The sequence below is a fragment of the Polaribacter irgensii 23-P genome (assembly GCF_000153225.1).
GTDB lineage: Bacteria > Bacteroidota > Bacteroidia > Flavobacteriales > Flavobacteriaceae > Polaribacter > Polaribacter irgensii.
On sequence record NZ_CH724148.1, the window covers coordinates 652,400 to 670,586 of the forward strand.

Here is an 18,187-nt window from a genome sequence, read left to right on the forward strand (position 1 = left end):
TACTAGAAGAATCTTGGAGATCTAATTTTTAGCTTCTCAAAATCAAAATTGAATAGAACAAAAACTTCATGCGCCCCAGATTTAAAGTTACTTAAGTTTGTCAAAGTATAATCGTAGGCATAACCCACTCTTAAGCTTTTTGAAGCTCTCACGTTTATCAGTGCCGAAATTGATTGATTTAATCGATATGAAACACCAAACTCAAATTTATCATACAACAAAATATTTCCTGAAAGATCTAAAGATATTGGCGCACCCTCTGAAGCTTTTACCATAAAAGACGGCTTTAATCTTATGTCTTTAGATAGGTCGAAAACATATCCAGAACTTAAGAAGAAATGTTTTATCTCTGCTGCACTTCTTTCTTGATTTTCTTTTTCTAAAAAATGTAATGTTTGCAAAAAATTGGGTATCGATAAACCAACATAAAATTTATCTGTATAATAAAAAGTACCCAATCCAAAATTTGGTTCTACCTTATTTATATTTTGATTTGTAAATGCTTCATCATTTTCATTCACAATATTCAAACATGGTAAACAAATATTTAAAAAAGTGAATCCAGCTTTTAAACCTAGTGCTAGATTGGATTTTTCACTTAATCTCAGCGTATAGGAAAAATCACCGAAAACGTTTTGCTCCGCTACTGGACCTATTTCATCGGTGACTACAGAGAGCCCTAAACCAACATTTTTACCAACTGGCGCACTCATTGCCATAGAAAGTGTTCTAGATGCGCCTCCGTTACCAGCTTGTTGCCACCTTCCTAAAAAATTTAAGGTGAACGCATTATACGACCCTGCATATGCTGGATTTAGTATACTCATATTGTACATATATTGAGTATACTGAGCGTCCTGCTGTGCTTTTACCGTGATAGTAAAAAAAACAATGATGAGTACTAGTATCTCTTTTTTCATTTTTATTCCCATTAACAGTTTATCTATTTAAATACACCCAACCTGATATTGGTTTCCTTGTTCCGTTATTAAAATAGATGATATAGTTATATGTTCCTACCGAAACTGGTTTTGTATTATTCAGCGTTAACCTACCCGTTGAGTACCCGTCCCACCATAAAGGAGATTCTCTACTGTTATTATTATAGTAATAGACTTGATTTCCCCACCTATTGAATATTTCTAACTTAAAATTTGGATATTTAAACAACTCTGGTATTACAAATGTATCGTTTACACCATCGCCATTTGGCGAGAACCCATTGGGAATTAAATTACAACTCGTTACATCTAAATGGTCCATAACATTATCCATATCACAATCAAACATAAGCTCATCTTTTGTAAGAATTTCATCTCCATCGTCATCGGCATCTAAATAATCTGGAACTCCATCCTGATCGGTATCGTCATTTTTAAGATTTCCATCGAAGTTTACATCTTCATTTTCAGAATTCATTGTATCTCCATCATCGTCTGTATCCTGAAAATTTAAAATCCCATCGTTATCGGTATCTACTGCTTTGTAATTTATAACGCCACCATCTTTGTAAACCTCCACCCCATCAAACAATCCATTTGTTCCTGAACCATTTTGTGCTCCATCAATAATACCGTCATTGTTCGCATCGATTGCTCCTGAAAAGGATTCTTCAAGATCATTTAAACCATCTCCATCAGAATCTAAGTCTAAATAATCCGGAATACCGTCATTATCTGTATCTCTTTGAAGAGCACCATTCTGCTCTGTAGTATCTAAAATCCCATCATTATCGTCATCTAAATCTTGAAAATCAAGCACTCCATCCCCATCATTATCTCCTTGGACAGTGATGTCAATAACTCCCTCGTTCGAAGTTTCTCCATTGTTGTCTTTTAAAGTATAATTTATCACTGCCAACCCTGAGAATTCAGGAACAGGGGTAAAGGTTAAATTTCCTGCGGTATCTATTGTGAACGTTCCAATATTAGAAAGTACCAAAGGTCTTGAAGACTTTCCTGTATTTGAAGGATTGTATAGATCTATCAAGATAATCGTTGTAGGATCTACGAATCCATCTATATCTATATCATTCGCACCAATTGTCTCTATAATTATCGCTGATCTTTGATTGGTTGTAACCAAATCGTTTATTGCTACGGGTGCATCATTAATAGGTCTTACTGTCAACCCTAAAATACTGTTCGCCGTTTGACTTCCGTCGGATACGGTATATGTAATCGCAGGAACTACTCCATTAAAATCTTTAGCAGGGGTATATCTATAACTTCCATCTAAATTTATCATTAGCGTACCTCCTGTAAACATTGCGGTAACGCCAGGGGTCCAAATAATACCTTCCACGCTAAACTGCACTACTCTAAGCCGATCCTTATCGGCATCAAAATCGTTGGCTAACAGACCCGATGTTGCTAAAACATTTAAAATAGTATCTTCATTTGAAATGTTTATATCTGGATTGGCTACAGGCACATCATTAACAGTTCTTACAATCAATTTTAGGGAACTAGCCGCTGTCAAAATACCGTCTGAAACGGTATACGTGATTGTAGGAACTACGCCATTAAAATTTGTGGCAGGTATAAATGTATAACTTCCATCTGAATTTACTGAAACGGCTCCCCCTTCACAAGATGCCATAATCCCAGCATTAGAGGTGATTCCATCTACGGTAAACTGTGTTACTGAAAGCGGATCCAAGTCAACATCAGCGTCATTTGCTAACAAACCAACTGCAGCCAGAACGCGCAGAGTAACATCTTCATCGATAGCGTTTATGTCTGGATTGGCAACAAGGGAATCATTAATAGGACGAACTGTCAACTGCAAAGTACTGGTCGCTGTCAAACTTCCGTCTGAGACAGTATATATGATTGTAGGTACTGCTCCACTAAAGTCTTTCGTTGGTATAAATACATAACTTCCATCTGAGTTTACTAAAAAAGTTCCCCCTGTAAACGTTGCTGTAACTCCTACCATCGTGGTAATTCCCTCCACTGTAACCTGCGTTAAAGAGAGTGGATCTAAATCATGATCAAAATCATTTCCTAACAGACCGTATTCTGATGAAACCTTTAAGAAAACGTCTTCATCTGTTGTCCTTGCATCTGGTCGGGCAATAGGTGCATCATTAACAATTCTTACTATTAAATCTAAGGTACTCGTCGCTTTTAATAAACTCCCATCTGAAATGGTATATACAATCGATGGAACTACTCCATTAAAATGTACCGCTGGAGTAAATGTATAGCTCCCATCTGAATTTACAAGCACTATTCCTGCTGAAAAAGTTATTGAAACTCCCGTTGTAGAGGTCTTACCTTCCACTGAGAATTGTGTTACTAAGAGAGGCTCTAAATCAGCATCGAAATCATTCGATAACAAACCCACTGCAGCCACAACTCTTAAAACAGTATTTTCATCGGTAGCGTTTATATCTGGGCGAGCGACAGGTGCATCATTAATTGGTGTTACTGTCAACGCTAAAGTACTAGTTGCATTTAAAATACCGTCTGAAACGGTATATTTAATTATAGGAACTACCCCATTAAAGTCTTTAGCAGGTATAAATGTATAACTCCCGTCTGAATTTACTAAAAATGTTCCTTCTGCAAGAGCGACTGTAACTCCGGCCGCATGCACAATTCCATCGACGGTTACGCTTATTATTGAGAGTGGATCCATGTCAGCATCGACATCATTTGCCAACATGCCAGCTACTGGTAAAACGTTTAAAAGAGTATCTTCAGCGGTAGTATTTGCATCTGGAAAGGCAATAGGTACATCGTTCACAGACCGTATTATTATTCTTAACGTCGAGCTCACTGTATGTGTTCCATCAGTTATCCGGTAGGTTATCTCTGGAACCAATCCAATAAAATTTACTTCAGGTATAAATACATAGCCTCCATCAACATTTAAATTGACTGCACCCACATTGGGTATTATAAATTCTGTTCCTGGAACAATTTCGCCAATAAAACCAAAAATTGAAAAATTAACAACTGTTAAAATATCTAAATTTAGGTCTGTATCATTTTTAAGTACTCCGTCGACAGCATCTACTGATAGCGAAGTATTTTCAGCTACACGAGCGGTGTCTGGATTTGCAACAGGTGGAAATGGAGAGGTAGCATCTTTTACCTCGACAAGCGCAGTATCAAAACTTCCGTTTCCATCTGTAATTTGATAGGTGAAAGAATCCAATCCATTAAATCCTGCATTTGGAATATATCGAATGGTCGTTTTATTGACATTTATTTCTACAACACCATTTGTAGGAAATGTAACAATGCTAGTAATTGTTATTGTATCTCCGTCAGGATCCATATCGTTTATCAATACAGGAACATCAACCGATACCCCCTGACTTGCACCAGTGAAATCATTTGCGGCTAAAGGAGCGTCATTAATTGGTTTTACGGTTATGCTTAGTGTGGAATTTGCAGTATTCACTCCATCACTTATTGTATATGTTACGCGAGGTACCGCACCGTTGTAATTTAATATAGGAGTAAAAATATAACTTCCGTCTGACTGAACGGACAAGTTTCCTACACCTGGTATTCCTGTTGAACCCGATGTCCCTGGACCTATATTCACGACAACTCCAGCAACTATAAATTTTGTTAGGATCAGTGTCGAACCCTGATCTACATCAGTATCATTTAATTCTATTAAACCGTTTTCCTTTGTAACCGTTAACGTTACCTCTTCGTCCACCGAAGCCGTATCCGGCCGTGCTATAGGCGCATCATTAACAGTGGTGACTGTAATTATCTGATTGGCTACAGCCAAAGCGAATCCATCACTAATTGTATAGGGAAATGTTGAAATACCAATAAAATTTAAATCGGAAACAAACCTAGTAATACCTGTTGATGTTATTTCCACTGTTCCGTCTGGAACGTCGATAGTTTGCATGACACCAGGTGTAAGCAAAGTTCCATTGATACTATCTATTGTTAAATTATCTCCAACATCTACGTCACTATCTCCAGATAGAGGGCGTAAAATAACTGCAACTTCTTCCCTTGTTGTGTATGTATTGTCTACTGCGATAGGGGCGTCATTAATTGCATTTACGGTGATATCAAGTGTTGAATTTGCAGTATTCTCTCCATCACTTATCGTGTATGTTACTTTTGGTACCTCTCCGTTATAATTTAACATGGGTACAAACCTGTAGCTTCCGTCTGAACTCAAAGACAAGTTTCCTACACCTGCTATTGGTGTTGAACCCGGTGACACTGGAGTTACATTTACTAGAACCCCAGCGACCACAAATTTCGTTAAGATCAACGTAGATTCCTGTTCAATATCAGTGTCGTTTAAATCTATCAAACCATCCTCTTTTGCAACTATTAAGGTCACATCTTCATTTACTCGAGCAACATCTGGCATCGCTACAGGCGCGTCATTTACAGTGGTAACGGTGATTGTTAGGTTGGCTACAGCGAAAGCTAATCCATCACTTATTGTGTAGGGAAATACAGAAATACCATTAAAATTTAAGCTAGAAACAAAACTAATTATACCTGTCGCTGTTATCTGCACGGTACCATTTATAACGGAAATATTTTGTGCAGTTCCTGGTGTAAGTAAAGTACCATTGATACTTATAATAGTCAAAGTATCCTCAAGATCTACATCACTGTCTCCTGTTAAAGGCAATAGGAATACTGAAACTTCCTCCCTTGTTGTGTAAGCATCATCAACTGCAACAGGAAAGGTATTCTCAACATCACAGTTATTAATAACCAATGCAACTGCTACCCTGTTTAGACTCGCATACACCCCATTGTAAGATTCTGCAAAATATGTTTTAGAACCAATGCCTACTTGAATCGGATTTGCAACCAACGCACCTCCAGTAAGAGCGTCATACCAGCGAATAATACCACTAGTCGTATTCGAGCTAGCAGTGGCTGTGATTATTTGTGTATTTGTTCCATCGGAGCAAAGTGTTTGATCTCCTCCTGAAATAGGGGTATCATCTCCAAAACAAAGTGTATCCGTATAGACAATACCTGTACTGAAACCAATTGCTCCATCTGTGGAGAACATGCGTCCTTCAACTTTCCCTCCTGCAGCCATTGTGCATGCCCCTCCATGAGAAATAATAGTTCCTTTCATTGAGCTAAAAGCTCCCATCGATACTGCACCTGTAGCAACTCCCGCTCCACCAAGCCAAAATATATTACAGCGTTGTGCACCATTAGTTAAGATTACATTTGCCTGCGCAGCTACCGACAAGGCTCCCGCAAACTTAAATATAAATACTGCGTCTGGATTGTTCAGACCGTCTAGGGTAAGTGTTCCCGATAAAGAACCTGCTCCTTCTACATGATACACTCCTGAATTTAAAGTCTCTCCAAGACCAAAAACTGGGGTATGTCTCGTATTAGTATTTGGCAAAGCCATAAGAGCGCTATACGCACTCTCTAAATCAATTTTGGCTTGTCTTGTTATTTCATTCGCTTTGTGATATGCTCCTACAATTGTTGAAGTACCAAAACCAGTTAAACTACCGTTGTGTGCTCCAACATCACCAACAAATCCAGACGTCGCCGTATTTGCTACCGCACCAAAGCTGCTAAAAAGAGCAAACTTTTTAAGACTCCCTAAAATATCAAGAGCTGGCGTTGGACCGCAATCCCCTAAACATTTTATTGGAATACTTATTGGACCAACAGGGGCTTTTGCAGCGCCACCTGACTCAATGGTTATTGCTCCTTCTGAGGCAAGCATCCTTCCTTCTATCTTGCTATTTACCCCAAGTGTAATTGCTCCAGGAAATGATAATAAAGTCCCTTTTATTTCGCTACTTGCAGCAACAGAAATAGCTCCTTCAGCAATCCAAAAAACATTCGCAGCCCTTGCTCCATTAGATAAAACAATTGTAGAATTTGCACCAACCGTAAATGCTCCATTAAATTTTATTATGAAAAATGCGTTAGGGTCTCCCCTTCCATCTAAAGTAAGAGTTCCTCCTAAGGAACCCGCCCCAGGAATAGAATACACACCTGGTGTAATCGTTTCAGTTTCAAAAGCTGGTGCGTGCGTCCCAGGGTAATTGACAAAAATGTCACTGAGGTGAATGTAAATCCTAAGTAAATCTATTTTAGCTTGTGCCGTTAAATTGTTCCTTTTATGTATTGTACCAGTATACCCATAATTAAATCCGTTGCCACCAATTATTCCTGCGTCTGTTCCAGCATCTCCACTTACTACTCCTGAATTTGTTACCGCTCCTTTACCGGTATAAGCTTCAAAAGAGGAGAGTGTCCCTAACTCAAGTGTTTGAGCTACGTGTTTGTTTGAAAATAAGAGTAATATAAAAACAATTACTGATAGGAATTTTAAATTTTTAGTCATGTTTTTTTAAAGTTATAGAACTTTAAATCAACACGTCTATTATTATAAGTGTACGTTGTTGGGCTAATCCCAAAAGTTGATCTTCAAGTTGGATAAACAGGGAAAAAACCTATTAACGCTCACTCTATATTGGTTTTTACGCCTCTTTAGTATAAAGTAAGATTAATAGAACCTCAAATTTAGATATTATTTGAAATCATATGTTACATAATTAAATGTAAATGTTTCAAAATTATCAGGAGCACTCATTTCCTATTTTGACTGAAATTCATCAAATACAATCAGTTGACACCCTACATTATATTTTCAATTAATAAAAAATAAGGTACTTAAATTTTAATATGCGTTTAACACTGTACTCTTCGAATTTCAAAAAAATAAAGAAATTATTCACTGAAAAATACAATTCTTATAACCTCTCACTTTTTAAAAGTAAGAGCACAAACAACTTGCTACAATAGGAGTACATGAAGAGAGATAAAACTTTATTTTACTAAAAGAGAAGCTACCATACAATTTAAAACTATGGTAAAATACTGTACGAAGGTCCAAAAAATAGATTGCTGAGACTTGCCTGAACTAAAAAAATTAGACTTAAAGTTTGTTTAATCTTTTCTCGCATATGTCGCAAAGCAAAGTACTTTTTAGCTTATTTGACTAAATTGAGCAAATCGGTCTCTACGTTCCGATCTTCTTTGATGATGGAAGGAAAAATAGTTTGCACTATTTTCTTAACAGGAGCGTATAATATGGATGTATCCAATGTCTCCTTCTTAACAAATGGAATTGTATTGTTCACTTTGCCAAAAAAAATAAAAACCACACTCAAAATTAGCCCTATTTTTAAGGCACCAAAAACGCCTCCTAAAATTTTATTGACAATTCCTAAAGAAGCAAAATTCGCCAATTTCGTTAGCATCTTACCCAATACCGAAATGACAATTATAATTATAATAAAAGTTCCTGCAAATGCAACTAAAGCAATATAATCATCGCTCCAAGAGACATATTCTTTTATAAAACCAACAATAAAATGGGAAAAATGAATCGCTCCATACACCCCACCTACTAATGCTAACAGCGAAGCAACTTCTACAAAAAAACCTTTCATAACCCCTCTTACAAAGCCAAAAATTAAAAGCGCTGCAATAACTACATCAAAAACATTCATTAAAATAATTTCATCAAACCTACATCTTTTTTTTTAATTTTTTAAAATGCGCATTGTATCTTTACACTCTTAAATTTAATTGAAATGTCTAAAGTTATAAATCTTAAAGAGAAATGGGAACTGTTGGTTGCAAAGCTAACCGATCAATTTGCGGATGGAGATGAACTAAATATGGATGGTATTATTTATTTAATTGGTGTTCAGGAACTTGGTAAGGGAAATATTGCTTTTAAAAAAGATGAAAAGGTGAATCTCATGCACATTGCTATCTGCAAATTATTAGAGCCTTACGGATATTATGAATTTGATTATTATGATGACGATTACTGGCCTCATTATAAAATCCTTACAGAACTGCCAAATTTAAAGCCAGGCGAGCAAACGGTATTAATGAAAGAGGCAATTATCACCTATTTTGATGCTTTAAAATATTTCGAAGCCTAAGTAGGCGGTGCTGTTCCGATACACAGAACAATAGTTCTGTAAAAAAATCAGTGTGTACATCCACTCCTTCTTTCACCCCCGAAATACATAGCTCTTCTCTTTTACTTTTAAGGACGCGTATCATGAGAACTAAAAGACGTTCCAAATAACCTATTGTCAAAATACTTGTAGTTGCTAAAAAATGACTGCAGTTGTGTTTTATGAAATGTGGCAAAATGGTTTTAGACAACCCAACTCTTCCGAAGTGATCAATATCTTGCACCCGATTGCCTGCGTCAATACTTCATTCGGCATCCAAAAAGCGTTGCTTTAAGACGCTATTATTCATCTACACAGTTATTTTAAGAAAATCCTGAATGCATCCTCTGTGAATAACTTACAGTTTGAATGTACCTCTATATAAAGTAGAAAAACATAACTATTTTCTATTGCAGCGCATTCACCCAAACCAATACCAAAGACTACTAATCTCTAGAGTGCAAAGTACACTTATTAGAAAAACAAAATACTCAATTCTACTCCGGTTTTTAAACGAGCAACAGTGATCCAAATAGCTTAATTTAAAAAAGACATGTTGCTGTTTTTTAATGTTCGAGGTACTTATTTTATTCTAGAAATAGTATTTTTACACAACGTTTAAAAGCGTGTTATGAAACAAAAATTAATAAAAAATGAAAAAGATATTCGCCCTTCTCTGTTTTATAAGTTCAATAGCCCACGCCCAGTTTATTATAAATGGCACATTAACCGATACTTTAAAAACAGACTGGGTGCTGTTATATCACGTTAATGGTACTCAACAGCAATTTGTTAAGAGCGCAATCATCAAAAATGATAGCCTTTTAATTGAAGGTAAAAAGCAGCGTATCGGTAGGTTCCAATTTGAAATACCAGCAGATACCGAAGTAGGCTCTTACAGAGTTCGGTATAATACAAGCGATACTGGATTTGTTAATTTTATTTTCAATAAAGAAAATATCAGTTTCTCTTTTCACCCAAAATATCCGGAAGAGACAATTTTATTTTCTGAATCTAAAGAAAATATCGTTTATGCAAGTTACTTGAACGAAATCGCTGAAAAACAACAAAAATTAGACTCTATTCAGATAGCGGCAATTAAAAACCCAAAATTACATCTAAAAGAACGCTACAAGAGGACCCTAGCACAGCTGGAAAGTAGCTATCAAAAGTATGTATTAATTGCGCGAGAACTTTATGTGTTCCCTTTTGTTAAAGCAAGTTTTCGAGCCAACCCTTCTGAAATTAAAACTTCTCCAGAGGCCTATATGTCCTTCATAACGACAACCTTTTTCAACAATATAAACTTTTCTGATAGTCGTCTCTTAAGCGCTCCTTTTCTGATAGATAAAATTACAGACTATATTTTTTATATTAACTATTCAGACAACAAGACAACCCAGCAAATGTTGTTCAAAAAAGGGATTGCAACTGTGCTTTCAAAAATTAAAACACCCCTTTATAGAAAAGAAGTAATTGAGTTTTTAATTGCACAATTTGAAACGACTAAGAACATTGAAATAATAGATTTTATTTTTGAGAACCATTACAATAAACTCCCGAAAGAGCTACAAAGCCTTTCATTTAAAAATGAAAAGAAAGCACTACTTGCGGCAGAAGTAGGTCGTATTGCTCCTGATTTCTCATGGACAGAAAACGATCAAGACTTTAGGCTTTCTACCTTGACAGATGCTCCCTATTATCTTCTCCTTTTTTGGAGCACCGATTGCGGTCACTGTTTAAGAGAAATTCCGGAACTACAGCAGTTTTTACAAGACCAAAGAAAAATAAAAGTAATTGCTTTTTCTATGGAAAACAGTGCTAAAAACTGGAAAACAATGAAAATGGCATTGCCCAATTGGCATCACATATTAGGCTTAAATAAATGGGAAAATAAAATTGCAAATAGTTACAATATCCATGCAACCCCAAATTATTTTATTTTAGATGAGAACAAGAAAATTATTTCAAAACCAGTAGCTCTCGAAGATTTAAAAGCTGCTTTAAGAGAACTATAAAAAACCGTTCCGCTGTTAATTGAGACCTGTTATACGCTTAGCAGTGTTGCATAAAAGTTAAAAATAAAGAAAAGCATCTTCTAAGTGCTCCATTTTCGTTTTGTTTTTTTGATGTACAATGGCGATGATATCGAATCTTACCTCGACATCTAAGTCTTTTTCTAAAATATAATGATCCACTGCCGAAAGTAAATGCATGATCTTCTTAGGGTTTACAGCATCTTGTGGATCTCCAAAGTATCTACTACTCCTTGTTTTCACCTCAACCACCACCAAGATATTGCCTTTTTGAGCAATACAATCTACCTCCGCCTTTAAGTAGCGATAATTTTTTTCTAAAATTTTATATCCCTTTTTTATCAAAAAATCACAGGCCAATTGCTCTCCTTTTTTACCAAGTTCGTTGTGTACTGCCATAATTAGGAAATAAATGACTTTTACTGATTCATTCGTATAATCTACGAATAAAATCCCAAAATGATACTAAAAATAAATTGCGCATCTTGACAAAAGATCGGTTTGCTCTTATTACGAAGACTGCGATTTACCAAAATTAGCCGCTACCTTTTGAAAATATGTACCCGCAGTTTATACATCCATGGAGCACTAATAGCGGAATGTGTGCAAAGTTTCCATTTCTAAGAATAATGCCATTTTCGATATGGTTTCCTGCGAATGCTGTTTTTGACTTTGCTTACAGTAATCCGAGCCATACCAAAATGACTTAAAAGCCAAAGAAATTGCTGATGTTTAGAAAATTATTTACTTGTATTGCAGCGGAAAGTTTACTTCCTAATTTTCTTTAAAAATAAGGGAACAACTATCTGTACCAAATTGTAGTTGCACATTTCTCCCAAAAATCAAAGCTCTATTATCCGCTTCATGGCCTGCCGGAAAATCAAATAAAACAGGCACATTGTCTGGAACTACTGCTAAGATTAATTCCTCAATCGAACTGCCCCACACTGTAGAGTTTTCCAACACATTGCTTATATCACCAACAATTACCGCATTCACATTCTTAAAATATCCTGCGCGCTTTAAACTTTGTAACATTCTATCAATTGCATATTTATACTCCCCTATTTCTTCAATAAATAGAATTTTCCCCGAAGTAGAAATCTGACTTTTAGACCCAAGCATCGACGCCAAAATAGTGAGATTTCCTCCAATCAATTGCCCTTCAATACTCTTTACTGCGTCTGAATCAGAGTATCTATTGTATCTTGAAGAAGCAATTGTGTATTGCAAAGCTTTTCCAAAAAGCGCTTTTTTAAAACTTCCAATTGTTTCAACTATTTCACTCTCATCTCCCTCGAGACTAGTCGCCATCATTCCGTGGATCGTTTCTATACCAAGATTGTGTATGTGATTGTGAAATGCTGTGAAATCAGAAAAACCCACCACCCATTTTGGCGCTTCTTTAAATTTAAAATAGTTTATTCTATCTAAAATTCTCACCGCTCCATAGCCTCCTCTTGCCATCCAAATAGCTCGGATACTCGGATTGTCTAATGCCTTTTGAAAATCTACAGCACGCTCTGCATCTGTTCCTGAAAAATGATATTGTTGATTGAATACATGTGTTCCTATTGCCACATTCAAACCCCAACCCTCTAACAACTCTGTAGCCTTCTGAATACTTGCTGCTCGCTCTTTTAAAATTCCAGAGGGTGCAATAATTGCAACGGTATCCCCTTTTTGTAAATAAGAGGGACTTTTAAAATTTAAAACTCCCTGTGCATTTACAGCAAAATAAAACATCAAAAACAACCCTATAAATCCGACTCTTTTCTTCAAAGTAAATTTTATTTTTTAGTTCTTATTATTAAAATACCTCGCAGAGGTAAATGTATCTATTTTCAGTGACTTTTAAAACTCGGTTTTTTGTACTTTTGCAGTTGAAAAATCAGTACAAAAATAATACAAAGAACACATGAGTGCTCCAAAAAGATACACGATTACCGCAGCTTTACCTTATACAAATGGTCCAATTCATATTGGACATCTAGCAGGAGTATATGTTCCCGCAGATATCTATGCCCGTTATTTGCGTTTAATTGGTAAAGATGTAGCCTACATATGTGGCTCAGATGAACATGGTGTAGCCATTCCAATGCGTGCAAAAAAAGAAGGAGTCTCCCCCCAACATATTATCGATAAATACCATGGAATCATCAAACAATCTTTTTTAGATTTTGGAATTTCCTTTGACAATTACTCTAGAACCTCTAATGAACTTCACCATAAGACGGCCTCTGAGTTTTTTACAAAATTACATAACAATGGGGACTTTATTGAAGAAACTTCTGCTCAATTATACGATGCTGAAGCAAATCAATTTCTCGCAGATCGCTTTGTTGTTGGAACCTGCCCAAAATGTAACTTTGAAGAAAGCTATGGAGACCAATGTGAGAGCTGTGGAACTAGCCACAATGCAACAGACTTAATAAACCCAAAATCTGCCATTACCGGAAATGTACCTACTGTAAAAAAAACAAAACACTGGTTTTTACCTTTAGATAAGCATGAAGATTTCTTACGGGAATGGATTTTAGAAGGACACAAAAAAGACTGGAAACCGAACGTGTACGGCCAGGTGAAAAGTTGGATAGAGGATGGCCTTAGACCCAGAGCTGTAACTCGAGATTTAGACTGGGGAATTCCTGTGCCCTTAAAAGAGGCGGACGGAAAAGTGCTATACGTTTGGTTTGACGCCCCTATTGGATATATCTCTTCTACCAAGGAATGGGCAGCAAGAGAAGGAAAAAACTGGGAAGATTATTGGAAACGAGACGATACAAAACTGGTGCACTTCATCGGAAAAGACAACATTGTTTTTCATTGTATTATTTTTCCATCAATGCTCAAAGCGCACGGAGATTATATTTTACCTGACAATGTTCCTGCTAATGAATTCTTGAATTTAGAAGGTAATAAATTATCGACTTCTAAAAACTGGGCAGTTTGGTTGCATGAATATCTAGCGGAGTTCCCAAATCAGCAAGATGTATTGCGATATACCCTGACTGCAAACGCACCAGAAAATAAGGACAACGATTTTACGTGGAAAGATTTTCAAGCAAAAAACAACAATGAGCTCGTTGCTATTTTTGGCAATTTTATTAACCGTGTTGTTGTTTTAACAAATAAATATTACGGTGGGGTGGTGCCTGCTCCTAATGACTTTTCTGATATTGACGAAGACACTTTAGCAGCGGTAAAAGAGTTCCCAAATACAATTGGAAAATCTATTGAAAGATATCGTTTTAGAGAAGCTTCTCAAGAATTGATGAATTTAGCAAGACTTGGAAACAAATATTTAGCAGACGAGGAGCCTTGGAAAGTTATAAAGTTAGATGAAAAAAGAGTACAAACGATACTGTATGTGGCCTTACAAATTTCTGCAGCTTTAGCAGTAGTTTCTGAACCTTTTCTACCTTTTACAGCTAAAAAATTAAAAGGAATTTTAAATATTGACTCCCATTTATCTTGGGAAGATGTCGTTGAAAATGCTATTTTACTACCAGCGACACATCAAATAAATAAAGCTGAATTGTTGTTTTCTAAAATTGAAGACGAAGAAATTGAAATGCAAGTTGAAAAATTACAAGCAACTAAAGTTGCAAATGAGCAGGAAAACAAAGTAATTTCTTCTCAAAAAGAAACAATTGAATTTGAAGATTTTACGAAGTTAGACATTAGAATAGGAACGATTCTTGAAGCAGAAAAAGTAGCAAAGACTAAAAAACTTTTAAAATTAAAAGTAGCTGTTGGCATCGATACGAGGACTATTGTTTCTGGAATTGCAGAAAGCTTCTCACCAGAAGAAATAATTGGTCAGCAGGTAGCTGTCTTAGTGAACTTAGCACCCCGCAATATTAGAGGTATAGAAAGTCAAGGAATGATTTTAATGACAGAGACTCCAAACGGAAAATTGGCTTTTATGCAACCAGAGAAAACAGTAACAAACGGACAAGAAGTTAGTTAATGCTTAAAATAGCAAATCATCCTATTTATAAATACGAGTTGCCAAAAGGCCATCGATTTCCAATGGAAAAATACGATCTTTTACCGCAGCAACTGCTCTATGAGGGAACGTGTACGGAAGAAAATTTCTTTGAGCCAGAAATCCCAAACTACAAGCATTTTTTTACAGTGCATGACCCCGAATATTTTTTTGATTTATTAAACATCACGCTCTCTCAAAAAGCGGCCCGAAAAATTGGGTTTCCACTATCTGAAGTACTTATTGCAAGGGAAATGATGATTGCAGATGGCACAATGAAAGCTTCAGAATATGCCATAAAAAACGGAATTGCAATGAATATTGCAGGCGGTACACATCACGCATTTTCAAATCGAGGAGAGGCTTTTTGTATGTTAAATGACCAAGCAATTGGTGCGAAATATTTACAGCAAAAAGGGTTGGCTGATAAAATACTAATTGTAGATTTAGATGTCCACCAAGGAAATGGTACTGCAGAAATATTTCAAAACGACCGCAGTGTCTTTACCTTTTCTATGCACGGAAAAAGTAACTATCCGTTTGTCAAAGAGGCCTCTGATTTGGACATTGCATTAGAAAATAACACGAAAGATGCTACCTATTTAACGCTTCTAAAAGAAACACTCCCAAAACTTATTCAACAAGAAAAACCCGATTTTATATACTATTTGTGTGGTGTAGATGTAATCGAAAGTGATAAGTTAGGGAAACTTGATTTAACAATAGCTGGCTGTAAAGAACGAGACAACTTTGTAATACAAACTTGCTACGACTTAAAAATTCCTGTGATGTGCTCTATGGGCGGTGGATATTCTCCTGATGTAAATACCATTGTAAATGCACACGCCAATACGTTTAGAATTGCACAAGAAATTTATTTTTAAATAGCAACCCAAAGAAGGAAACTTCTTTGGGTTGCTATAAAAGCACAATTGTGTGACATTTTTAAGTGTTCCCTTTAACTGAGCATACTACTTTCATTAAATTCCTTTACAAAAGGTTGCCTGTATATTCTTTTCCCCAAAGCAGCATTAATTGCGTTGGCTACTGCTCCTCCTGCAGGTGGCAAACCCGGTTCTCCTAATCCTGTTGGTGCGTTGTTGTTTTCTACAAAATAGACGTCCACTTTTGGCGTTTCGTTTATTCTAATTAAGCGATATGTATCAAAATTTTGATCTTGAGGTTTGCCGTCTTTAAATGAAAAATCACTGTACATTGCGTGTCCAATTCCGTCTAAAACACCTCCTTCAACTTGATTTCTTGCTCCTGTCGGATTTACCACAATCCCGCAATCTACAGCAACGGTTACTTTTTTAATAATTGGCAAACCGTCTTTTATCTCGATTTCTGCAATTTCTGCAACATGTGTATTATGACTATAATAGGCAGAAAAACCCTGATATACGCCTTCTTTGGTAGTTCCCCAATTGGCTTTTTCTCTTACTAATTTAATGGTATCTTCCATTCTTTGTCCAGAATATTCTATGCGCTCGTCTGTTGTATTTTTTACATTTTGCAATAAGTCTAAACGCAATTGAATTGCATCTATGTTTAGTTCTATTGCCAACTCATCAAAGAAGCTTTGCTCTGCAAATGCCAAAAAATTTGTGTATGGCGCTCTCCAAGCGCCGGTTGTGATGTTGCTGTTATAATTGCCGGTCTCTACTTTATAATTAGGGATACATCCAGCAGGAAAGAAATTTGAAATAGCCCCATACATATTACTTCCAATAGCCGCCTCTATTAAATGGTATCCCGTTACCTTCCCGTCTTTTAAAGCTGCTTTTATTCTGTATTTTACAGCCGGTTTATAAATACCCGTAGTCATATCGTCTTCTCTTGTCGAAACAAGTTTTACTGGTTTTTTAATAAGATTCGATATTTCTGCAGCTTCGTATACAAAGTCTCCATAAAGTCTTCTTCCAAAGCCACCCCCCATTCTGGTCATTTCTAAATGAATTTTATCCAAATCAAAATCTAGCAACGCTGCAACTACTTTTGCTGCATACTCTGGTGTTTGCACAGGACCCACTAAATGTATTTTATCTGCAGTTACATTTGCATAAAAATTCATCGGTTCCATACAATTATGTGGTAAAAAAGGCGAGTGGTAGGTTTTTTCAATCACCTTGTCTGCGGTTGCAAATGCATTTTCTACTGCGCCATCTTCTCTATTTATATTTAAATTTTTACCATCTAAAATAGCTGTTAACGCCTTCTCGTGGTCTTCTGTAGATTCTAATTGCCCATCTTCTTCCCAAACAGCAGAAAGCGCTTTTTTGCCTTTCATAGCTGCCCATGTGTTTTCTGCTATTACCACAACTTTGTCTGTTTTGGAGAGTTTGACAGTCCAGTTATTTTTGCCAGTATCTAAGTATTTTCTTGCTTTATCTCCGATCGTAATCACATCGATTACTCCCTTGACTTTTTTCGCTTCTGTGGCATCAAAACTTTTTAATTTCTGACCAAAAGATGGCGGTCTCAAAACAGTAGCAACCAACATGCCGTCTGCCTTGTAATCAATACCAAACAAGCGTTTTCCAGTAATAATTTTGTCAATATCAACATTGATTATTTCTTGCCCTATAATTGTAAAATCTTTGGGATCTTTCAAGACTACATTTTCTGGAACGGCTAATATCGCTGCTTCTTTTACAACTTCACCATAGCCTAAAGTTTCACCATTTTGATTCGTAATAATTCCTTTAGAAGCTTTTAAAGTTGAAGCCGCTACATTCCATTTTAATGCTGCAGCATTCACCAACATTTGTTTTGCAGTTGCTCCTGTTTGTCGAAGTGCCTCCCAACCAAAACGTATCGATTGACTGCCACCTGCAAGTTGCCTCGTGTAATTGTTTGTATCTAAAACTCCTTGAGCCACCGTTACATTCTTCCAATCGACGTCTAATTCTTCTGCAATAAGCATCGGCATCGATGTTTTTACACCCTGACCAATTTCTGGGTTCGGAGAAAAAATAGTTACATATCCTTCATTCGAAATTTTAATAAACGCATTGAAATCATTAAAGTTTAAACTGTCAATATCTACGGGCATTTGCACACCAGGCTTACAGGCTATCAATAAATTAAATCCAATTAGCAAACCACCACTTGCCAAGACTGATGTTTTTAAAAAATTTCTGCGACTAAAATTATCTTTTTTATGCAATTCCATTTTTTCTAATTTTT

Annotated in this window: 10 protein-coding genes; 4 read left to right on the forward strand and 6 right to left on the reverse strand. The window is 36.2% G+C overall.

Annotated elements, in window-relative coordinates:
- Positions 1-2: 2 nt before the first annotated feature.
- The 3 genes from PI23P_RS02890 to PI23P_RS02900 form a co-directional block, all read right to left on the reverse strand.
- On the reverse strand, positions 3-920 hold the full coding sequence (locus PI23P_RS02890) for a PorP/SprF family type IX secretion system membrane protein (protein ID WP_026288379.1): 918 nt from the start codon (positions 918-920) through the stop codon (positions 3-5).
- Positions 921-939: 19 nt separating this feature from the next.
- Positions 940-7,338 (reverse strand): cadherin-like domain-containing protein, encoded by a 6,399-nt coding sequence (locus tag PI23P_RS02895; RefSeq protein ID WP_004569228.1) that lies wholly within the window; start codon positions 7,336-7,338, stop codon positions 940-942.
- Positions 7,339-7,987: 649 nt separating this feature from the next.
- Complete coding sequence (locus PI23P_RS02900; protein ID WP_004569229.1) at positions 7,988-8,509, reverse strand: CvpA family protein; 522 nt, start codon at positions 8,507-8,509, stop codon at positions 7,988-7,990.
- Between the two features lie 84 nt (positions 8,510-8,593).
- On the opposite strand from PI23P_RS02900, the gene PI23P_RS02905 reads away from it, so the two are divergent.
- Together PI23P_RS02905 and PI23P_RS02910 are read left to right on the forward strand one after the other, a co-directional pair.
- Positions 8,594-8,953 (forward strand): hypothetical protein, encoded by a 360-nt coding sequence (locus PI23P_RS02905; protein WP_004569230.1) that lies wholly within the window; start codon positions 8,594-8,596, stop codon positions 8,951-8,953.
- Between the two features lie 671 nt (positions 8,954-9,624).
- Positions 9,625-10,989, forward strand: a complete 1,365-nt coding sequence (locus tag PI23P_RS02910; RefSeq protein WP_004569231.1) for a TlpA disulfide reductase family protein — start codon at positions 9,625-9,627, stop codon at positions 10,987-10,989.
- 57 nt (positions 10,990-11,046) lie between these two features.
- Here PI23P_RS02910 and PI23P_RS02915 read toward each other — a convergent pair whose 3' ends face one another.
- Together PI23P_RS02915 and PI23P_RS02920 are read right to left on the reverse strand one after the other, a co-directional pair.
- Complete coding sequence (locus PI23P_RS02915) at positions 11,047-11,406, reverse strand: YraN family protein (protein WP_004569232.1); 360 nt, start codon at positions 11,404-11,406, stop codon at positions 11,047-11,049.
- A gap of 375 nt (positions 11,407-11,781) precedes the next feature.
- Positions 11,782-12,753: a S66 peptidase family protein gene (locus PI23P_RS02920; RefSeq protein WP_004569233.1), complete on the reverse strand. Its 972-nt coding sequence runs from the start codon at positions 12,751-12,753 to the stop codon at positions 11,782-11,784.
- 172 nt (positions 12,754-12,925) lie between these two features.
- On the opposite strand from PI23P_RS02920, the gene metG reads away from it, so the two are divergent.
- Positions 12,926-14,980, forward strand: coding sequence for a methionine--tRNA ligase (gene metG / locus PI23P_RS02925; RefSeq protein ID WP_004569234.1), 2,055 nt, complete (start codon positions 12,926-12,928; stop codon positions 14,978-14,980).
- Positions 14,980-15,882 (forward strand): histone deacetylase family protein, encoded by a 903-nt coding sequence (locus tag PI23P_RS02930; RefSeq protein ID WP_004569235.1) that lies wholly within the window; start codon positions 14,980-14,982, stop codon positions 15,880-15,882. The genes metG and PI23P_RS02930 overlap by 1 nt, the downstream gene beginning before the upstream one ends.
- 74 nt (positions 15,883-15,956) lie before the next feature.
- Here PI23P_RS02930 and PI23P_RS02935 read toward each other — a convergent pair whose 3' ends face one another.
- Positions 15,957-18,173, reverse strand: coding sequence for a xanthine dehydrogenase family protein molybdopterin-binding subunit (locus PI23P_RS02935; protein ID WP_004569236.1), 2,217 nt, complete (start codon positions 18,171-18,173; stop codon positions 15,957-15,959).
- Positions 18,174-18,187 lie beyond the last annotated feature (14 nt).

What these genes read in the sequence shown, in the direction of transcription:
- PI23P_RS02890 (WP_026288379.1), bottom strand. Translation starts at nt 920, where the DNA reads ATGAAAAAAGAGATACTAGTACTCATCATTGTTTTTTTTACTATCACG.
- PI23P_RS02900 (WP_004569229.1), bottom strand. Translation starts at nt 8,509, where the DNA reads ATGAATGTTTTTGATGTAGTTATTGCAGCGCTTTTAATTTTTGGCTTT.
- PI23P_RS02895 (WP_004569228.1), bottom strand. Translation starts at nt 7,338, where the DNA reads ATGACTAAAAATTTAAAATTCCTATCAGTAATTGTTTTTATATTACTC.
- metG (WP_004569234.1), top strand. Translation starts at nt 12,926, where the DNA reads ATGAGTGCTCCAAAAAGATACACGATTACCGCAGCTTTACCTTATACA.
- PI23P_RS02935 (WP_004569236.1), bottom strand. Translation starts at nt 18,173, where the DNA reads ATGGAATTGCATAAAAAAGATAATTTTAGTCGCAGAAATTTTTTAAAA.
- PI23P_RS02920 (WP_004569233.1), bottom strand. Translation starts at nt 12,753, where the DNA reads ATGTTTTATTTTGCTGTAAATGCACAGGGAGTTTTAAATTTTAAAAGT.
- PI23P_RS02905 (WP_004569230.1), top strand. Translation starts at nt 8,594, where the DNA reads ATGTCTAAAGTTATAAATCTTAAAGAGAAATGGGAACTGTTGGTTGCA.
- PI23P_RS02910 (WP_004569231.1), top strand. Translation starts at nt 9,625, where the DNA reads ATGAAAAAGATATTCGCCCTTCTCTGTTTTATAAGTTCAATAGCCCAC.
- PI23P_RS02915 (WP_004569232.1), bottom strand. Translation starts at nt 11,406, where the DNA reads ATGGCAGTACACAACGAACTTGGTAAAAAAGGAGAGCAATTGGCCTGT.
- PI23P_RS02930 (WP_004569235.1), top strand. Translation starts at nt 14,980, where the DNA reads ATGCTTAAAATAGCAAATCATCCTATTTATAAATACGAGTTGCCAAAA.